General features: G+C 75.2%; 1 protein-coding gene. It reads right to left on the minus strand.

What is annotated here, in order from left to right:
• Positions 1 to 113: 113 nt before the first annotated feature.
• A partial coding sequence (locus N4P33_RS34995) for a non-ribosomal peptide synthetase (RefSeq protein ID WP_260830939.1) occupies positions 114 to 1,788 on the minus strand: 1,675 nt, incomplete at its 5' end.

Consider the following 1,788-nt stretch of genomic DNA (forward strand, 5'->3'; position numbering starts at 1 on the left):
CGGGCGGGCGGGGCAGGGCTGCCGGGCGGCCAGCAGCATCCTGGCCAGTTCCCGCTTGGCCCGCGGCAGCGCGGCGAGCGCCCGCTCCGCGTCGGTGCCGGCCGGCGTGGCCATCAGGGGCCGTCCGGGTTCTGCAGGGAGCTGAGCAGCGCGGCGGCCTCGTCGTCGCTCATGTTCTCGATCTGGTCGAAGACCGCGAGCAGCCGGTCCTGCTCGCCGGCCGCCTCGGCCTGCGCGGTGCGCACCAGGTCGGCGAGACCGGCGACCGTGGGCCGCCCGAAGAAGTCGGCGAGCGCGATGTCGATGCCGAACACGGCCCGGACCCGGGACACCACGATGGTGGCCTGGAGCGAACTGCCGCCCAGGGCGAAGAAGTCGCCCTCGACGTCGGGGCTCTGCCACTCCAGTAGAGGGGTGAGGATGTCGCGGCAGATCTGTTCCTCGACGGCGTCCCGGGGAGCCGTGCCGTCGCCGGCCTGGTCGACGGGCAGCGGCAGCGCCGCGGTGTCGACCTTGCCGTGCGGGGTGATCGGCAGTTCGTCCAGGACGACCACGACCGGCACCATGTATCCGGGGAGCCGGGCGGCGGCGTAGGCCCGCAGGCCCTCGGCGTCGGCGACCTCGGAGGCGTACGCCCCGACCTGTTCGACGGTGACGTACCCGACGAGCATCCGCTCGCCGCCCGCGGCGGGCTGGGCGACGGCGACGGCCTGCTGCACCGAGGGGTGCCCGAGGAGGACGGCCTCGACCTCGCCCGGTTCGATGCGGTGCCCGCGCAGCTTGAGCTGGCGGTCGGTGCGGCCGAGGAACTCCAGGTTCCCGCCCGGCAGCCAGCGCACCAGGTCTCCGGTGCGGTAGAGCCGCTCGGTCTCGGGGCCGTCGGCGTACGGGTTGGTGACGAACCGTTCGGCGGTCAGGTCGGGCCGGCCCAGGTAGCCGCGGGCGACACCGGGGCCCGCGACGCACAGTTCGGCGGGCACCCCGGGCGGTACCGGACGCAGCCGCTCGTCGAGGACGAACGCCTGGTGGCCGGGCATGGGGCGGCCGATCGGCGGATTGCGGTCGTAGGCGCCCGTGCAGTCCATGAGCGTGACGGCGACGGTGGCCTCGGTGGGGCCGTAGCCGTTGACGAACCGGCGCTCGCCCGCCGTCCACTCGGCGACCAGCTTGCCGGGGAACGCCTCGCCACCGACCGACACCAGCCGCAGGTCCGGCAGCCGGGCCGCGTCGAGCAGCGGCAGCAGCGCGGGCGGCAGCTCCGCCACGGTCACCGCGTCCTCGCGCAACCGGGCCTGCAGCAGGGCCGGGTCGCGGCGCTCGTCGTCCGTGGCGATGACCAGTTCCGCGCCGGCCAGCAGCGTCGTGAACACCTCGAAGACGGACACGTCGAAGGTGAGCGGGGCGAAGTGCAGCACCCGGTCGCCCGCGCCGATCTCGTACGCCCGCGCGATGGTCCGGGAGAAGTGGGTGACCGAGCGGTGCTCGATCATCACGCCCTTGGGGACGCCGCTGCTGCCGGACGTGTACAGCACATAGGCCAGGTCGGCGGGGGCCGACGTCGGCGTCAGGGACGGCACCTCGCGCACCGGGGCGGCCGAACCGGCCGGGACGAGCTCCAGCGGCACGGGCAGCTGTGCCGTGTCGTCGACCAGGGCGTGCCGGACGCCCGCGCCGGCGAGGACGGTCTTGGTGCGCTCGGGGGGCGCGGCCTGGTCGACGGGCACGTAGTGGGCGCCGGCCTTGAGGATGCCGAGGAGCGCCGCGACCGCCGCCGGGCCGCGCCCGAGG

Origin of the sequence: Streptomyces sp. 15-116A (genome assembly GCF_025290915.1) — a bacterium.
Classification (GTDB): Bacteria; Actinomycetota; Actinomycetes; order Streptomycetales; family Streptomycetaceae; genus Streptomyces.